The 17975-nt window shown below is 38.9% G+C and carries 15 protein-coding genes; all 15 read left to right on the forward strand.

All coding sequences use genetic code 11. The features are described 5' to 3' along the window. Positions 1-11: 11 nt before the first annotated feature. The gene (infB, locus tag CD122_RS06905; protein WP_103358265.1) at positions 12-2132 is read left to right on the forward strand and encodes a translation initiation factor IF-2; all 2121 of its coding nucleotides are present in this window, start codon (positions 12-14) and stop codon (positions 2130-2132) included. Between the two features lie 161 nt (positions 2133-2293). Then, on the forward strand, positions 2294-2596 hold the full coding sequence (locus CD122_RS06910; RefSeq protein WP_103358266.1) for a hypothetical protein: 303 nt from the start codon (positions 2294-2296) through the stop codon (positions 2594-2596). Positions 2597-2699: 103 nt separating this feature from the next. After that, a complete protein-coding gene (gene rbfA / locus CD122_RS06915; RefSeq protein WP_103358267.1) occupies positions 2700-3044 on the forward strand; it encodes a 30S ribosome-binding factor RbfA in 345 nt (114 codons plus the stop codon). Positions 3045-3143: 99 nt separating this feature from the next. Next, entirely contained in the window at positions 3144-4061 is a 918-nt protein-coding gene (gene truB / locus CD122_RS06920; RefSeq protein ID WP_103358268.1) for a tRNA pseudouridine(55) synthase TruB, read from the forward strand. Positions 4062-4078: 17 nt separating this feature from the next. Then, a complete protein-coding gene (locus CD122_RS06925) occupies positions 4079-5050 on the forward strand; it encodes a bifunctional riboflavin kinase/FAD synthetase (RefSeq protein ID WP_103358269.1) in 972 nt (323 codons plus the stop codon). A gap of 105 nt (positions 5051-5155) precedes the next feature. Continuing rightward, positions 5156-5425 (forward strand): 30S ribosomal protein S15, encoded by a 270-nt coding sequence (gene rpsO / locus CD122_RS06930; RefSeq protein ID WP_103358270.1) that lies wholly within the window; start codon positions 5156-5158, stop codon positions 5423-5425. 157 nt (positions 5426-5582) lie between these two features. Next, entirely contained in the window at positions 5583-7676 is a 2094-nt protein-coding gene (gene pnp / locus CD122_RS06935; protein WP_103358271.1) for a polyribonucleotide nucleotidyltransferase, read from the forward strand. A gap of 333 nt (positions 7677-8009) precedes the next feature. After that, a complete protein-coding gene (locus CD122_RS06940; protein ID WP_103358272.1) occupies positions 8010-8615 on the forward strand; it encodes a DUF6088 family protein in 606 nt (201 codons plus the stop codon). 292 nt (positions 8616-8907) lie between these two features. After that, on the forward strand, positions 8908-10581 hold the full coding sequence (rnjB, locus tag CD122_RS06945; protein ID WP_103358273.1) for a ribonuclease J2: 1674 nt from the start codon (positions 8908-8910) through the stop codon (positions 10579-10581). A gap of 146 nt (positions 10582-10727) precedes the next feature. Further along, entirely contained in the window at positions 10728-13091 is a 2364-nt protein-coding gene (locus CD122_RS06950; protein ID WP_103358274.1) for a DNA translocase FtsK, read from the forward strand. 2 nt (positions 13092-13093) lie between these two features. Continuing rightward, positions 13094-13810, forward strand: a complete 717-nt coding sequence (locus CD122_RS06955; RefSeq protein ID WP_103358275.1) for a GntR family transcriptional regulator — start codon at positions 13094-13096, stop codon at positions 13808-13810. A 19-nt stretch (positions 13811-13829) separates the two neighbouring features. Beyond that, the gene (gene yfmF, locus CD122_RS06960) at positions 13830-15101 is read left to right on the forward strand and encodes an EF-P 5-aminopentanol modification-associated protein YfmF (protein ID WP_103358276.1); all 1272 of its coding nucleotides are present in this window, start codon (positions 13830-13832) and stop codon (positions 15099-15101) included. After that, positions 15094-16383: an EF-P 5-aminopentanol modification-associated protein YfmH gene (gene yfmH, locus CD122_RS06965; protein ID WP_103358277.1), complete on the forward strand. Its 1290-nt coding sequence runs from the start codon at positions 15094-15096 to the stop codon at positions 16381-16383. Before yfmF ends, yfmH begins: the two co-directional genes overlap by 8 nt. Further along, positions 16380-17081, forward strand: a complete 702-nt coding sequence (gene ymfI / locus CD122_RS06970; protein ID WP_103358278.1) for an elongation factor P 5-aminopentanone reductase — start codon at positions 16380-16382, stop codon at positions 17079-17081. Before yfmH ends, ymfI begins: the two co-directional genes overlap by 4 nt. 48 nt (positions 17082-17129) lie before the next feature. Further along, positions 17130-17969 (forward strand): YmfK family protein, encoded by an 840-nt coding sequence (locus CD122_RS06975; protein ID WP_103358279.1) that lies wholly within the window; start codon positions 17130-17132, stop codon positions 17967-17969. The last annotated feature ends 6 nt before the right edge of the window (positions 17970-17975 follow it).

Raw genomic sequence — 17975 nt, forward strand, 5'->3', positions numbered from 1 at the left:
GGAGTGGTTGAATGAGTAAACAAAGAATTTATGAATATGCAAAATCATTAAACATCAAAAGTAAAGATGCCATTGATGAACTAAAGAAAAATGGTGTTGAAGTATCAAACCACATGCAGACGTTAGAAGCGGATCATGTCAAAATTTTAGATAAGGTGTTTAATAAAAAAGCTGCAAATGACAAAAAAGCAGATGCACCTAAGAAAGATAACAAACAAGCAAAAGGTACCAACCAACAAGGTAAAGGCAAGCAACAACCTAAAAACAATAAAGGCAATAATCAGCCAAACAACAAGAAAAACAAACGCAATAACAAAAATAATAACAATAAAAAACAACAGCAGCAGCAACAACCAAAACCAGCAGAACCTAAAGAAATGCCATCAAAGATTACTTACACTGAAGGTATTACAGTAGGTGAACTTGCAGGAAAATTAGGTGTAGATGCTTCTGAAATTATTAAAAAATTGTTCTTATTAGGTATTATGGCGAACATCAACCAAGCGTTAGATGTTGAAGCATTAGAACTTGTTGCATCAGATTACGGTGTTGAGATTGAAGAAGAAGTTGTGATTGATGCGAACGACTTAGACGTCTACTTTGAAGATGTTGAAGAAGATGAAGATGCGACAGTACGTCCAGCAGTTGTTACAATCATGGGACACGTTGACCATGGTAAAACAACATTGCTTGACTCTATCCGACACACACATGTGACAGCTGGAGAAGCTGGTGGTATCACACAACATATCGGTGCATACCAAATCGAAAATAAAGGCAACAAAATTACGTTCTTAGATACACCAGGACATGCTGCGTTCACAACAATGCGTGCGCGTGGTGCACAAGTAACGGACATTACAATTCTTGTTGTAGCAGCTGACGATGGTGTTATGCCACAAACAATTGAGGCGATTAACCATGCGAAAGCTGCTGAAGTACCAATTATCGTTGCAGTAAACAAAATCGACAAACCAACAGCTAACCCTGATCGTGTAATGCAAGAGCTTGCGGAATACAACTTAATTCCAGAAGACTGGGGTGGCGATACAATCTTCGTACCACTTTCAGCATTAAGCGGCGAAGGTATCGACGATTTATTAGAAATGCTCGTGCTTGTTTCTGAAGTACAAGAATTAAAAGCGAATGCAGACAAACCAGCTGTAGGTACAGTTATCGAAGCTGAATTAGATAAATCACGTGGTCCAGCTGCGTCATTACTTGTTCAAAACGGTACATTACAAGTTGGCGATGCCATCGTAGTAGGTAACACACATGGTAAAGTACGTGCGATGGTTAATGACCTTGGTAAACGTATTAAAACAGCAGGTCCATCAACACCTGTTGAAATCACTGGTTTAAGTGCTGTACCACAAGCGGGTGACCGTTTCGTAGTATTCAAAGATGAGAAAAAAGCACGTCGTATCGGTGAAGCACGTGAACAAGAAAGCATTATCCAACAACGTCAAGAAAGCAAAAACGTTTCACTTGATAACTTGTTTGAACAAATGAAACAAGGCGAAATGAAAGACTTGAATGTCATCATTAAAGGGGACGTTCAAGGTTCAGTTGAAGCATTAGCTGCGTCATTAATGAAAATTGATGTTGAAGGCGTTAACGTGCGTATTATTCACACAGCAACAGGTGCCATCAACGAATCAGACGTTACATTAGCCAATGCGTCAAACGGTATTATTATCGGATTCAACGTACGTCCTGATGCAGGTGCGAAACGTGCGGCTGAAGCTGAGAACGTTGATATGCGTTTACACCGTGTCATCTACAACGTTATTGAAGAAATTGAAGCAGCGATGAAAGGTATGCTTGATCCAGAATACGAAGAAAAAGTTATCGGTCAAGCAGAAGTACGTCAAACTTTCAAAGTATCTAAAGTCGGTACAATTGCAGGTAGCTATGTGATTGACGGTAAGATTACAAGAGATGCTAGCGTACGTGTCATTCGTGACGGTATCGTTATCTTTGAAGGCGAACTTGATTCATTAAAACGTTTCAAAGACGATGCGAAAGAAGTTGCACAAGGTTACGAATGTGGTATCACAATTGAAAAATTCAACGATTTAAAAGAAGGCGATGTTATCGAAGCCTATGTAATGGTTGAAGTGGAAAGATAAGATCACTTATGTGCTGACACTTTGAAATCATTCAAAACAGCACATTTGATATAACATTATTTGACACACCTCGTTATTTTGTAATAATGAAATAGTGGGGTGTGTTTTCTATGCTTTGCGAAATGTATGTGAGCTTAATACCCCGATTTAGGAGGGATTCCATGGATGTTATTGATATGATCATAGCTATCATATTGATGGTTATATCGAGTGTTTTAGCACTATACATTTATTTTTCAAAGAATTTGCATATGGTTGCATCGATTGATCCAGATAAAATTCCTGGTCATTTAAAGGATAGAGTTATAAACTACTTTGTTACAACGCTCATACTTGTAACGTTATTTTTTGCGATTGGAATTTGTTTAACAGAAGTTAATACGATTTTATCTTCTGTATTTACCGTTTTTGGTTTCTTAAGTTGGATCCCGTTTTATGTATATTGTTATAAAATACAACGATAGGCGGGGCTCGATAAAGCGCCTAACATTGACGTGTGTTCATACAGTCATATATAATGAGATATTGAAGTAAACAGCTCGATACTGGTATAAAGAGGTGAAAGACATGAACATGAGAGCAGAACGTGTTGGTGAACAAATGAAAAAAGAATTAATGGATATCATCAACAACAAGTTAAAAGATCCACGTGTTGGGTTTTTAACAATTACAGATGTACAACCTACAAACGACTTGTCATTGGCAAAGGTTTATTTCACAGTACTTGGTAATGATAAAGAACGTAAAGATACATTCAAAGGGCTTGAAAAAGCAACAGGATTTTTAAAATCAGAACTCGGACAGCGCATGAGATTGCGTATTATTCCTGAGTTACAATTTGAATATGATGAATCGATTGAATACGGTAATCGTATCGAACAATTAATTCAAGGTTTACACAAACAAGATTAACAGTAAGGCTAGGGTATGTCATGCGGTCTAAACCGATGAAGTCATATATCCTAGCTTTTGTTGTTGCATCGAATTTTTGACGATAAAGGAGCAGCGTCTATGTATAATGGTATATTGCCAGTTTATAAGCCACGTGGATTGACGAGTCATGATGTGGTGTTTAAGTTACGTAAAATCCTCAAAACGAAAAAAGTAGGTCACACAGGGACGCTTGATCCGGAAGTAGATGGTGTTTTACCTATCTGTATTGGACAGGCGACAAAGGTAAGTGACTATGTCATGGATATGGGTAAGACGTATCATGCGGAAGTTGCGATAGGCGTATCGACAACGACGGAAGATCAAACGGGAGAAGTACTTGTGCGTGAACCAATTGACGCATCACGCGTGACGAATCAAACGGTTGATGACGTGTTGAAACAGTTTGATGGATGGATTACACAAATTCCTCCGATGTATTCATCTGTGAAAGTGAATGGTAAGAAGTTGTATGAATATGCACGAAATGGTGAAGAAGTCGAACGTCCGGAACGTCAAGTGTACATTCAGCACATTCAGCGTGTGACAGATGTGACGTATACAGAGGGCCAAGCCATTTTTGAAATCATCGTAACATGTGGTAAAGGAACGTATATCCGCACACTTGCGACGGATATTGGACGTGCCCTTGGTTATCCAGCACATATGTCTCGTTTGACACGTACAAATAGTGGCGGCTTCGATATGGAACAGGCGTTGACGTTAGAAATGATTCAAGAACGTCACGATGCAGGCACGTTATCAGATGCACTATTGCCTTTATTATACGGTCTCAAAGCATTACCAATCTATGAAGTGCGTGATAACAAGCTCGCCCAACGTATTCAGAACGGACAAAAGTTTGAACGTAAGCATTTTAATGTTGATTTTGAACAAACACTGGTAATGTATGAACCAGAAACAGAAAAAGTGCTCGCAATTTATGAAGTACATCCATCACGCGACAATGAAATTAAACCGAAAAAGGTATTTAACTAAAGGAGTATGACGTAGAAATGGAAGTTATTGAAATTACACATCCAATTAAACCTGAGCAATACATTGAAGAAGATATTGTGATTGCATTAGGTTTTTTTGATGGTATACATCGTGGTCATCAAGCATTGTTCGAACGTCTTGATGAAGTAGCAGCTGAACGTGGTTTAAAGAAAGCGGTAATGACGTTTGATCCGCATCCATCTGTTGTGTTAAACCCAAAACAAAAACGTACAACGTATTTAACACCGCTTGACGATAAAATTGATTTATTACTTGAAGCAGGTATTGATTACTGTTTAGTTGTGAACTTTTCAAGTCGTTTTGCAGAGGTATCTCCCGAGGCATTCATTCAAGACTATTTAGTGAAAAATCATGTAAAAGTTGCGGTGGCAGGCTTTGACTTTACATTTGGCAAATACGGCAAGGGCAACATGGCAATGCTGCAAGAATATACGAGTCAAATTGAATGTATCACAGTCGGTAAGCAAGACTTAAACGGCGAAAAAATCTCTACAACTGCGATTCGTCGTGACTTAACACAAGGTAAATTAGCAGAAGTCAATGAAGCGCTCGGTTATCGCTATCAAGTTAAAGGGACAGTTGTCCAAGGTGAAAAACGTGGGCGTACGATTGGTTTTCCAACAGCGAATATCCAGTTAAGTGATGATTACGTGTTACCCGCGAAAGGTGTGTATGCGGTAAGCTTGAAAATTGGCACGAGTGACAAAGTATATCGCGGTGTATGTAACGTAGGTGTAAAACCAACATTCCATGATGACTTGCCACAAATCGTTATCGAGGTAAACATTTTCGACTTTGAAGAAAACATTTACGGCGAACGTGTAACAGTAACATGGCACCATTATATCCGTCCAGAAATGAAATTCAATGGCATCGATCCGCTCGTTGCACAAATCAATCAAGATAAAGAGCGTGCGAAATATTTGTTGGCAGTTGATTTTGAAGATGATGTATCCTATAATATATAAGGTCTATTAATTTAAGACATTAGAGACCTTAGTCTTGGTAGGTTGAGACTCCGACGCCTTACTCAGATTAAGGCATACTAAAAAATTAAAGGAGGAAATTGACTTATGGCAATTTCACAAGAACGCAAAAACGAATTAATCAAAGAATACCGTACACACGAAACAGACACAGGTTCACCTGAAGTACAAATCGCTGTTTTAACTGCAGAAATCACTGCATTAAACGAGCACTTACGTACACACAAAAAAGACCACCATTCACGTCGTGGTTTATTAAAAATGGTAGGTCGTCGTCGTCACTTATTAAACTACTTACGTGACAAAGATATCCAACGTTACCGTGAACTTATCAAGTCTTTAGGTATCCGTCGTTAATTCTAAGCGATATATCTGTAGAGATGAAGTTAAATGGAAAGAGACCAATAACTTGGTTTCTTTCTTTTTTTACTATTAAATACCCATAATGTAAGCTATAATGTTTGTATGAATAAATAAGGTACGAAATGTTTAACAGTAGGAGAGGAGATTCATCATGTCTCAAGAAAAAAAGGTTTTTAAAACGGAATGGGCGAACCAACCGTTAACAATAGAAACGGGACAATTAGCAAAACAAGCGAACGGTGCTGTACTTGTTCGTTATGGCGACACGGTCGTTTTATCTACAGCAACAGCATCCAAAGAACCACGCGACGGGGACTTTTTCCCATTAACAGTCAACTATGAAGAAAAAATGTACGCGGCAGGTAAAATTCCAGGCGGATTCAAAAAACGTGAAGGACGTCCGAGTGATGAAGCAACATTAACAGCACGTTTAATTGACAGACCAATCCGTCCATTGTTCCCAGACGGTTATCGCCACGATGTTCAAATTATGAATATCGTGTTAAGCGCAGATCCAAACTGCTCACCAGAAATGGCGGCAATGATTGGTTCATCTATGGCATTAAGCTTATCAGACATTCCATTCCAAGGACCAATTGCAGGTGTGAATGTAGGTTATATTGATGGGGCATATGTAATCAATCCAAACCTTGAACAAAAAGAAGTGTCACGCTTAGACCTTGAAGTAGCCGGTCATAAAGATGCGGTTAACATGGTTGAAGCAGGCGCAAGTGAAATTACAGAAGCTGAAATGCTTGAAGCAATTTTATTTGGACACGAAGAAATCAAGCGTCTATGTGCATTCCAACAAGAGATTATCGATACAATGCAACCAGAAAAACAAGTCTTTGTACCAGAAGAAAAAGACCAAGCATTGATTGATCGCGTTGTAGAATTAACGCAACAAGAAGGCTTAAACCAAGCTATTTTAACATTCAACAAACAAGAACGTGAAGCGAACTTAGACGCGATTAAAGAACGCGTACTTGCGCAGTTTGAAGACGCTGAAGATCCAGAAAACGAAGCGGTTCTTAAAGAAGTCAATGCAACAATTAACAAATTGATCAAAGAAGAAGTGCGTCGCCTGATTGCTGACGAGAAGATTCGTCCAGACGGTCGTAAGCCAGACGAAATTCGTCCATTGTCATCAGAAGTGGGCTTATTACCACGCGCACACGGTTCAGGTCTATTCACACGTGGTCAAACACAAGCACTTTCTGTATTAACACTTGGCTCAATCTCTGAATATCAATTGATTGACGGATTAGGTGAAGAACAGCAAAAACGCTTTATGCACCACTACAACTTCCCGAATTTCTCAGTAGGTGAAACGGGTCCTGTACGTGCACCAGGTCGTCGTGAAATCGGTCACGGTGCATTAGGTGAACGTGCATTGAAATACATTATTCCAGATGAAAAAACATTCCCATACACAGTGCGTATTGTGAGTGAAGTATTAGAATCAAACGGTTCTTCATCACAAGCATCAATCTGTGGTTCAACACTTGCATTGATGGATGCAGGGGTACCAATCAAAGCGCCAGTTGCTGGTATCGCGATGGGCTTAGTGACACGTGAAGAAAGTTACACAATCCTAACAGACATCCAAGGTATGGAAGATGCGTTAGGCGACATGGACTTTAAAGTAGCGGGTACGAAAGATGGTATCACAGCGATTCAAATGGACATTAAAATTGACGGTTTAACAAAAGAAGTGATTGAAGAAGCATTAGAACAAGCGCGTAAAGGTCGCCTTGCAATTCTTGAACATATGTTATCAACAATTGATCAACCACGTGCAGAATTGAGTGCATATGCACCTAAAGTTGAAATCATGACGATTAAACCTGAAAAAATCCGTGATGTTATTGGACCTGGTGGTAAGCAAATCAATGAAATTATCGATGCAACAGGTGTTAAACTAGACATTGAACAAGACGGTACGGTTTACATCGGTTCAGTAGATCAAGCGATGATTAACGAAGCGCGTGCATGGATTGAAAGCATTGTACGTGAAGCAGAAGTAGGTCAAGTCTACGATGCGAAAGTAAAACGCATTGAAAAGTTCGGCGCATTTGTTGAGTTGTTCCCAGGTAAAGATGCTTTAGTACACATCTCACAAATTTCAAAAGAACGCATCGACAAAGTAGAAGATAAGTTGGCAATCGGTGATACGTTGAAAGTAAAAGTCACTGAAATCGACAAACAAGGTCGTGTCAATGCATCTCACAAAGTTTTGTTGTAGGTGTAATAAATAATTTATAGTAGTGACAAAAATAAATATAATTATTATGAATTTCACAAGGATTTATCGATAAAGTGGAATGTAATTTGTTGATTGGGAGACACTACTACAAGGTAAAAGTCTCTGAAATCAAGAAATAGACTTGTGACGAGGTATCGCATTAATTTTTAAGGCACAATAAATAATTTATGTTATCAGTTATACAAAACAGGCAAATGAGAGATTGTTATACTCATTTGTCTGTTTTTTGGGTTCTAATAGCATTGTGAAGAGCTATAAAATTAGGTTTACCATCCCAAAAAGTGTATAATATTTGGGACAGGAGTGATAACAATGACTAATTACAAATCAAAAATACAAAAGCGCATTGATAATCTTCCGCAAAATGCTGTTTTTATTGCAAATGATTTTTTGGATATTGCTGATTATGAAACGGTACGAAAAAATTTGAATCGTATGGTAGATAAAAAAGAGATTGAGCGTGTTTTAAAAGGCATCTATCATAAACCGAAATATATTGAAATAATTGGTGAGTATGAAATAGCGGATACGAATGAAGTCGCTAAAGCGATTGCACGCAAATATCATTGGACAATTGCGCCTTCTGGAAATACAGCACTGAATCTATTAGGACTATCAACACAAGTACCTTCCAAATGGGTATATATATCGGATGGAAGATATGTGGAATACACATTCGGCAATACAACAATTGCGTTTAAAAAAACAAGGAACAGTGATATTTCTCATATATCAACACATACTGCTACAGTGATTCAAGCTATTAAAACGCTAGGGGAAGATCAAATTACAGAACAACATATTGAACGCTTGAGAGATAGCTTAGATTCTAATGACAAGAAACAGATACTTGAAGAAGGTAAAATGACAGCAACTTGGATTTATCGCATTATTAAGAAGATAGTGGAAACCGAATAACAACATGAAAGAAATGTTTTCAAAGATTATCCCTCTTTTAGTGAAATTATGCATGTGATTAAGTCATTGGAACAAGAGATACATAAACTTTCCGGTAAAAACTAGAATCAACATAAGTTAATAAAGTTAGTATAAATTATATTTGGAGTTATTTTAAAGATACACAAGCACAAATCTAAGCATGAAGTTTATTGTGTATCTGATTCTTTAACAGTGTACAGAGCTGTTAATATCTACTATAATAAAGTATGACTGTAATATGGACGGGTTATATTTATTAGGAGGTAACATTTTGAATTTAGTAAAAAAGAAAAATAAAAATATACGTATCATTCCACTCGGTGGTGTTGGTGAAATTGCCAAAAATATGTATATCGTTGAAGTTGATGATGAGATGTTCATGTTGGATGCAGGGCTTAAGTTCCCAGAAGATGAAATGCTTGGGATTGATATCGTTATTCCAGACATCCAATATGTCATTGAAAATAAGCATAAGTTAAAAGGGATTTTCTTAACACACGGTCACGAGCATGCGATTGGTGCGGTTTCATACGTGTTAGAACAAGTGGAAGCACCAGTGTATGGTTCTAAGTTAACAATTGCATTAATTAAAGAAAATATGCGCGCACGCCAAATTGACAAAAAAATCCGCTACTACGTTGTGAATAACGACTCAGTCATGCGTTTCAAGAGTGTCAATGTAACGTTCTTCAATACGACACACAGTATTCCGGATAGTCTTGGAGTCTGCATTCATACGTCATACGGTGCAATCGTCTATACTGGCGAGTTCAAGTTCGATCAAAGCTTACACGGGCACTATGCGCCAGACTTGAAGAAAATGGCGGAAATCGGTGACGAAGGTGTCTTCGCGCTGTTAAGTGATTCAACTGAAGCGGAAAAACCAGGTTACAATACGCCAGAAAACGTGATCGAAAGTCATATGTTTGATGCGTTTACCAAAGCACAAGGGCGTATCATCGTATCTTGTTATGCATCTAACTTTATTCGCATTCAGCAAGTATTGAATATCGCAAGTCGTTTGAACCGCAAAGTTTCATTTTTAGGTCGTTCACTTGAAAGTTCATTTAGCATTGCACGTAAAATGGGCTATTTCAACATTCCAAAAGACTTATTAATCCCAATTAATGAAGTTGAAAACTATCCAAAAAATGAAGTGATTATTATTGCGACGGGTATGCAAGGTGAACCTGTAGAAGCATTAAGTCAAATGGCGCAAAATAAACATAAAATCATGAATATTCAACGTGGCGATTCAGTATTCCTAGCGATTACAGCTTCAGCGAATATGGAAGTGATTATCGGTGACACATTGAATGAACTTGCGCGTGCAGGTGCGATTGTCATTCCGAATAACAAAAAAATCCATGCATCAAGTCATGGTTGCATGGAAGAACTTAAATTAATGTTAAACATGATGAAACCTGAATATTTCATTCCAGTACAAGGCGAGTTCAAAATGCAAATTGCACACGCGAAACTTGCGAGTGAAGCAGGTGTTGCACCAGAAAAGATTTTCTTAGTAGAGTCTGGTGACGTGATTAACTTTGATGGTGAAGATATGACGTTGAATGAAAAAGTCAACGCAGGTAATGTCCTGATTGATGGTATCGGTGTCGGCGATGTAGGCAACATTGTGTTACGCGACCGTCATTTATTAGCAGAAGATGGTATTTTTATCGCAGTTGTGACATTAGATCCGAAAAACAGACGTATTGCAGCAGGTCCTGAGATTCAATCACGTGGTTTTGTTTATGTGCGTGAGAGTGAAGCATTGCTCAAAGAAGCAGAAGAAAAAGTACGTGAAATTGTCGAAGCAGGTCTGCAAGAAAAGCGTATCGAATGGTCAGAAATCAAACAAAATATGCGCGATCAAATTAGTAAATTATTATTTGAAAGTACGCGCAGACGTCCGATGATTATCCCAGTCATTTCTGAAATTTAATGATACGCAATACGTTCAATAGTATGATAGCTTAACAAAAAAACGAATCTTACTCTTTGAAATGTACGTTAGTTTTGAAGAGCAGATTCGCTTTTTTACATCATACATATATACATATTTTGATAGAAAGAAGCAGGTGACGATGTATGGCGCAAACGAAGAAGCGTAAAACACAAGCGTCGCGCAGTAGAAAACGTTCCCCGAAGAAAAAACAAAAAGATTCACCACTACGCTTTGTCATAGCGATTGTGGTCGTCGTGCTAGTAATGTTGGGGATTTTTCAATTAGGTTTAATCGGTGTCGGGATTGATAGTTTTTTCAACTATTTATTTGGACTGACACGCTATGTAACCTATGTACTCATCTTATTAGCAACGGGCTTTTTGGCGTATAACGGTAAGCTACCGAAGACGCGCCGTGTACCCGGTTCAATTGTCCTGCAAATCGCTTTATTATTTGTGGCACAATTGTATTATCGCATTGTCGGTGGTATGCAAGCACAACGTGAACCCGTGTTGTCTTATGTATTTAAAAGTTATGATAAAGCCGCTTTTCCAAACTTTGGTGGCGGTGTGTTCGGCTACTACTTAATCGAATTGTTTGCACCGTTGATTTCGTGGGCGGGCGTTGTATTACTGACGCTATTATTGCTCATTTCTAGCGGTATTTTATTGCTGAAAAAACGTCATCGTGATGTTGCGAAAGTATGGTTCGAACAGACGAAACAATTTATCAATAACAGTTACTTTAAGCTAACGAAACGATACGAACAACGACGCATGGCAAATGCAGAGAAAAAGGAATTGAAGCGTCAACAACGCGAGGCAAGCGCTGAATCGCCGAAAGATGTTTCTGACTTTACTGAAGTCCAAGGTGCAATGGAGGAAGATGATACGCCATCGATTCCAATATTAAGACATCAAGCGTCACGCGAAACTGAGCCAACGTCACACGATGTAGACACACCAAAAGAACCGGTCCCAAATATGAATGAGATGCCGAAAAAACAGAGACCAAAACGTGTTGAAGCGTCAGCAGAAAATGATGATACACCAGCAGAAGGTTCTATTTCTGAAGCGGGTGAAGTGGAGAACCAAGCGTATCAATTACCGCCGTTCTCATTGTTGAATGCACCGACAAAACAACAGTCGGTATCGAAGGCGGATGTGCAGCGTAAAGGGAAGTTGCTCGAAACGACGTTGAAAAACTTTGGTGTGAATGCTAAGGTGACCCAAATTCGTATCGGTCCAGCAGTTACTCAGTATGAAATTCAGCCGGCACAAGGTGTGAAGGTCAGTCGTATCGTCAACTTGCACAGCGACTTAGCGTTGGCATTGGCGGCGAAAGACATTCGTATTGAAGCACCGATTCCTGGCAAATCAGCAGTCGGCATTGAAGTACCGAATGACCATATTTCGCTTGTTACGTTAAAAGAAGTTTTAGACGAGAAGTTTCCGGCTAAAAATAAACTGGAAGTGGCACTCGGACGTGATATTTCTGGAGAACCGATTACGGCAGAGTTGGATAAAATGCCACACTTACTTGTTGCGGGTTCAACGGGTAGTGGTAAATCTGTCTGTATCAATGGCATGATTACGAGTATTTTGTTGAATGCCAAACCACATGAAGTGAAACTGATGATGATTGACCCTAAAATGGTGGAATTGAACGTCTACAATGGCATTCCGCACTTGTTGACGCCGGTTGTAACGAATCCACATAAGGCGGCGCAAGCACTTGAAAAAGTTGTTGCTGAAATGGAACGTCGTTATGATCTTTTCCAACATTCTGGCACACGTAATATTAAAGGTTACAATGCTTACATTGAACAACAAAATAAGGAACTAGATGAAAAACATCCATTACTTCCATATATTGTAGTGATAGTGGACGAGTTGGCAGACTTGATGATGGTTGCAGGCAAAGATGTTGAAACAGCCATTACACGTATCACACAGATGGCACGTGCGGCAGGTATTCATTTGATTATCGCAACACAAAGACCGTCTGTTGATGTCATTACGGGATTGATTAAGAACAATATTCCGTCACGTATCGCATTTGCGGTAAGTTCGCAAACAGACTCACGTACGATTATTGATAGTGGTGGCGCTGAAAAACTATTAGGTAAGGGCGACATGCTGTTTATTAAAAATGGTGGTTCGACGCGCACACGTGTTCAAGGTGCTTTCCTTAGTGATAGCGAAGTACAAAAAGTTGTCGACTATGTCGTCGCGCAACAACGTGCAAATTATGTGAAAGAGATGACGCCTGATGCGCAAGTCGAAAATGCAGAAACTGAAAGTGATGATCCATTGTATAAAGAAGCATACTTGTTTGTGATTGAGCAACAAAAGGCGAGTACGTCACTGTTACAACGCCAGTTTAGAATTGGTTATAATCGTGCTTCTCGCATTATGGACGACCTTGAACGCAATCAAGTTATCGGACCGCAAAAAGGAAGTAAGCCAAGACAAATTTTAGTTGATTTAAATGATAATGAGGTGTAAATGTGTCCATTAATCCTGACGTGAATAAAGTAAAAGAATGGATTTTAACAGAAATTGAACAACAGCATTTGAAATCTGGGGAGCCGTTGCCTAGTTTGTTAACGATGGCACGTGCGTGTGATGTGAAAACAGATGATGTCCAAGTAGCGATTCATGAGTTAGTAACGGAACAAATTGTAACTGAAAACTTTGAGGAAGGTGCGCGTGTCAAAACGCCGCAACCTTTCTTCTATCCGCTTGATGAATTAATGAGTGTAGGCCGTATGATTACGGAAAAAGGGTATCAAGCAGGGACGGTATTTTTAAGTTTAGATGAAGAAGTTGCGTCACGTGACGATTGTCGTGTTATGAATCTTGATGAGGGTACGGTGATTACGGTTATTGAGCGTATCCGTACAGCAGACGATCAACCAGTGGTATATTGTTTAGATAAAGTCGCAGAAAATGTTTTACAATATTTCGGTGCACATGATCAGCAGTCGTCAATATTGAAAGCGATTGAAGAAGCGACGCAACAAAGCATTTCATATGCGGAAACAGAGATAGAAGCGATTAGCTATGAACCGTATATTTCAGAGGCACTTGCAGCAGATCCACATGAAGGCTTGATGTTATTAAGACAAGTGCACTACACAACAGATGGTAAACCCGTCTTATATTCACTGAATTATTTCAAAAGCAGCTTAGTCAAATTCCGAACAGTAAGGAAACGTCTATAATTAAAATCTAAAAGGAGCGATGAATATGACTTTACATGCAGATGTACCGATTCGTGTATTGCCGACAGATAAATTTAAAACAACAACGATTGCATTTAAATTTATGGCACCACTTGATATCGATACGATGACAGAACGTTCGCTACTCAGCAAAATGTTGGTACGTGCGACGCAAAAATATCCAACTGATAAAGCGTTCAATCAGCATTTATCACATTTATACGGTGCGTATCTGAATAGTAACGTATCTAAATTTAAAGATCGTCATGTGATTACAATCAGTCTGGAAATCGTCAATGAACGTTATTTACCAGATGATTTACAATTAATCGATGAGGGGATTCAACTTTTAAAAGAAGTTATTTTGAATCCACTCGTTAATGAAGGGCAGTTCGACGAAACATTTTTAGCACAGGAAAAACGCCTATTACAGAATAAATTGATTGCGATTGAAGATAATAAAACGCAATTATCATATTTGCAGTTATTAAAATATATGTTTGGAGATCAGCCGTATAGCTATCCAGCAGTAGGGCAGCTCGATCAATTAGCAGATATTACGCCAAAAACACTTTTCGATACATATCAAAGTATGTTACATCATGATAATTGTTCCGTTTATGTGGTTGGCAATGTGGATGAAGATGCGACGATACAAAAATTAGCATCAACGTTTAACATTCAATCATTTACATATGAACCAAAGCATGATACACAAGCAATCAACCCACAACAACCTGTTAATGAAGTGGTTGAAACCGAAGATATTGATCAAACGAAATTAAATATGGGCTTTCGTTTCCCAACGCAATACGGTGCGGAAAATTACCCGGCATTAATCGTCTTTAATATGATGTTCGGAGCAGATCCATCGTCTGTACTATTCAATGAAGTCCGCGAGAAGAAAAGTTTGGCTTATTCCATTCATTCACAAATTGACGGTAAAAATGGCTATCTTTTTGTATTAAGTGGTGTTTCAAGTGATGCATATCAAGATGCCAAAGAGACGATTATTGATGCATTTGAGCAGTTTAAACAAGGCAACTTTACAGACGAAAAAATGGCACTTGCGAAAAAGATTATTTTATCACATCGTAAAGAGTTGAAAGACCGTCCAAAACAAATGATCGAACTGATGCACAATCAAATCTTAGTCGACAAGCCAGAACCTGAGGCATCATTTATTGAACGTATTGAAGCGGTAACTAAAGCGGATATTCAACAATTATGTCAACAAGCACAACTAGACACAATCTACATTATGACAAAGGCGGTGGATGACAATGCGTAAAACGTATTATAAGCAAATTGATGAAACAGTCTATCAAACACAACTTGATAACGGTCTCTCGCTTTTTGTCATTCCGAAACCAGGATTTCAAAAAACGTTCGTCACATATACAACACAGTTTGGTTCACTCGATTCGCGTTTCAAACCACATCAATCTGATGAATTTGTAACAGTACCTGATGGCGTTGCCCACTTTTTAGAACATAAGTTGTTTGAAAAAGAAGAAGGCGACTTGTTTACAGAGTTTGCCGAGTACGATGCACAAGTCAATGCATTCACAAGCTTTGATCGTACAAGCTATCTCTTTAGTGCAACAAATTATATCGACGAAAATATTTTACGTTTATTAAAAATGGTGGAATCACCTTATTTTACAGAAGCGTCTGTTGAAAAGGAAAAAGGGATTATCGCTGAAGAAATTAAAATGTATCAAGAGCAACCAGGTTATCGCCTAATGTTCAATACATTACGTGGTTTATACCATGATCACCCTGTCAAAGTAGATATTGCTGGTAGCGTGGAAAGCATTTATGACATTACAAAAGATGACTTGTATTTGTGTTATGAGACATTCTATCATCCGTCTAACATGGTGTTGTTCGTTGTAGGTGATGTGGATCCACAACATATTTATGAGTTGGTCAAAACACATGAAGATGCACGTCATATTGCAGCACAACCTGATATTGTACGCGATCCATTACAAGAGTCACATAACATTGTGGAAGCGGACGTACGAGAGGCGATGCAAATTCAAGCACCTCGTCTCATGTTAGGGTTTAAAAATCATCAGCTAGACGTATCCAATCGCCGTCGTGTTCAAGAAGATATTGAGTTATCCTTTTTCTTTGAATTGGTGTTCGGTGAAGAAACAGAATTTTATCAAGCATTGCTGAATGACCATTTGATTGACGCGACATTCAGTTATCAAACAGTTGTGGAACCAACGTATAGTTTTTCAGTAGTGACGTCAACAACGGAACAACCTGAAACCTTAAAAGCACGCTTGATGACTGAGTTGCAAAATAAATTTGGAAGTGTCGATGATCAAGAAGCTTTCGACTTATTGAAGCGTCAATTTATTGGAGAGTATGTATCAAGCTTGAACTCGCCTGAATATATTGCGAATCAAGCGACGAAGTATCATTTTGATGGTGTCGCATTGTTTGATTTATTAGCAATTATTGACGATATTTCACTTAGTTCAATGAATGAAACGGTACGTCAACGTCTAGACTTAGAGAACGTTGTCGACAGTCGTTTGGAGATGAAGACGTCATGAAGGCACTCGTTGTAGGTGGTTCGGGAACGATAGGTCGTGCAATTGTGCATGACCTTCTTTCTCGTGGTTATGAAGTTATTTTGACATATCATACGGCGTCTCGTGAACAATTGGCAGCGACATATGAAGGGCAGCCTGTGCAACTACTGCAACTAGACGTTTCACAACAAATGGATATGGAACGTCTCGCATTTATTCAAAATTTGGACGCGTTAATTTATGTGAGTGGAAAGAGTCTGTTCGGTATGTTGCAAGATATGACCGATGCACAAATTGACGAAACGTATCGCATTAATGTCTATAATTTGATTAAGCTCAGCCAACATTTTGTCGGTCAATTGATGGCACGTCCACATGGTCGTATTATTGCGATTTCATCAATTTGGGGCGAGGCAGGTGCCAGCTTTGAAACGGTCTATTCTGCAATGAAAGCAGCACAGATTGGTTTTATTAAAGCACTGAGTCAAGAACTAGCGATGACCAATGTAACAGTCAATGCGGTAGCACCGGGTGCGGTAGCAGGAACAATGAGCGACCAGTTAAGCGATGAAGACCTTGCTGCATTGCTTGAAGCACTACCGCAAAATCGTTTGGTACAACCTGAAGAAGTGGCGCACGTTGTTGGGCATTTGTTGTCGCCATTGTCCCAAAGTATTACAGGCACCGTGCAACGAATTAATGGTGGCTGGTATGTATAATTGATACAATACGAACAAAGAGATAAGCGCTTTAAGGGGTGAGCACATATGTCGACAACTGAAAAAAAAGAATGGTATTTGGAATATGATATTAATATTAACCGTGCTGGGTTACTTGGTGATGTGTCAAGTTTGCTCGGTATGATGGGAATTAATATCGGATCAATTAACGGGATTAAGTCATCAAGACGTGCCTTTATTATCAAGTCAGATAGTGAAGAAAAGGTACAGCGATTTGAAACACTTTTGAAAGAAATTGATGATATTTCGTTGCGCGTTTTACGACCGCCTGAATTGAAAGACCGTTTAGCGGTAAGACATGGACGTTATTTAAAGCAGGATAAACAAGATAAAAAAATCTTCCGTTTTGAACGTGATGACTTAGGTGTACTCGTTGATTTTATGGCGGAATTATTTAAAGAAGAAGGTCACAAGCTAATCGGAATTCGCGGGATGCCACGCGTCGGTAAAACAGAGTCTATCGTTGCAGGGAGTGTATCTGCACATAAACGCTGGTTGTTTATTAGCTCAACACTTATTAAACAAACTGTGCGCAGTTCATTAATCAAAGGGGAGTATGATGCGGATCACGTCTATATTATTGATGGCGCAGTGACCGCACGTGAACAAAATCCGAAACATCAACAACTCGTTCGAGAAGTAATGGCGTTACCGTCTGTCAAAGTGGTTGAACATCCTGATTTATTTGTTGAAGCCAGTGATTACCAAATGGACGATTTTGATTATATTATCGAGTTGCGTGCGGAAGAAAATCAAGAAATTGCATATGACGAAATGAAACAAAAAACCGTGCGCAGTAAAAATAATTTAGATTTCGGTGGTGGCGATCCATTTGGCGGCTTCGGTGATGGTTTTGGTGGATTTTAATAGGAG

Source organism: Staphylococcus rostri (assembly GCF_002902145.1).
In the GTDB taxonomy this organism is placed as follows: Bacteria; Bacillota; Bacilli; order Staphylococcales; family Staphylococcaceae; genus Staphylococcus; species Staphylococcus rostri.

Bases quoted from the DNA above. Each gene is read 5' to 3' on its own strand.
- infB (WP_103358265.1), top strand. From the start codon at position 12: ATGAGTAAACAAAGAATTTATGAATATGCAAAATCATTAAACATCAAA.
- CD122_RS06910 (WP_103358266.1), top strand. From the start codon at position 2,294: ATGGATGTTATTGATATGATCATAGCTATCATATTGATGGTTATATCG.
- rbfA (WP_103358267.1), top strand. From the start codon at position 2,700: ATGAACATGAGAGCAGAACGTGTTGGTGAACAAATGAAAAAAGAATTA.
- truB (WP_103358268.1), top strand. From the start codon at position 3,144: ATGTATAATGGTATATTGCCAGTTTATAAGCCACGTGGATTGACGAGT.
- CD122_RS06925 (WP_103358269.1), top strand. From the start codon at position 4,079: ATGGAAGTTATTGAAATTACACATCCAATTAAACCTGAGCAATACATT.
- rpsO (WP_103358270.1), top strand. From the start codon at position 5,156: ATGGCAATTTCACAAGAACGCAAAAACGAATTAATCAAAGAATACCGT.
- pnp (WP_103358271.1), top strand. From the start codon at position 5,583: ATGTCTCAAGAAAAAAAGGTTTTTAAAACGGAATGGGCGAACCAACCG.
- CD122_RS06940 (WP_103358272.1), top strand. From the start codon at position 8,010: ATGACTAATTACAAATCAAAAATACAAAAGCGCATTGATAATCTTCCG.
- CD122_RS06950 (WP_103358274.1), top strand. From the start codon at position 10,728: ATGGCGCAAACGAAGAAGCGTAAAACACAAGCGTCGCGCAGTAGAAAA.
- yfmF (WP_103358276.1), top strand. From the start codon at position 13,830: ATGAATATGACTTTACATGCAGATGTACCGATTCGTGTATTGCCGACA.
- yfmH (WP_103358277.1), top strand. From the start codon at position 15,094: ATGCGTAAAACGTATTATAAGCAAATTGATGAAACAGTCTATCAAACA.
- ymfI (WP_103358278.1), top strand. From the start codon at position 16,380: ATGAAGGCACTCGTTGTAGGTGGTTCGGGAACGATAGGTCGTGCAATT.
- CD122_RS06975 (WP_103358279.1), top strand. From the start codon at position 17,130: ATGTCGACAACTGAAAAAAAAGAATGGTATTTGGAATATGATATTAAT.